Raw genomic sequence first — 239 nt, 5'->3', positions numbered from 1 at the left:
GGCCAGCAAAATCAGTGATCTTGGCATTAGGTTAGACAGGTGGTCTCTGAGAAGAATAAAACCCAGTACTGCCTTCATCCTCAACATCAACTTCAGCATTGACATTTTCCATTGGAGTAGACTCTGCAACTACAATATTTTCAACAGAAATCTTCTCAGCAGTCTGTGTAGTGTGCTCTCCAGTATCAACAGAGTTTGTAGTCTTTACAACTTCATCCATAGGCCCAGACATGACAGCC

Annotated in this window: 1 protein-coding gene; it reads right to left on the bottom strand. The window is 42.7% G+C overall.

Annotated elements, in window-relative coordinates; translation table 11 throughout:
* Positions 1–31 precede the first annotated feature (31 nt).
* Positions 32–239: hypothetical protein (locus ACRHNM_RS17995; protein ID WP_431138000.1), on the bottom strand; the 208-nt coding region annotated here is incomplete at its 5' end.

This window comes from Psychroserpens mesophilus, assembly GCF_050617655.1.
GTDB lineage: Bacteria > Bacteroidota > Bacteroidia > Flavobacteriales > Flavobacteriaceae > Psychroserpens > Psychroserpens mesophilus_A.
The sequence above is the reverse complement of the archived record's forward strand: the minus strand, read 5'-3'. Positions and strand labels throughout refer to the sequence as shown.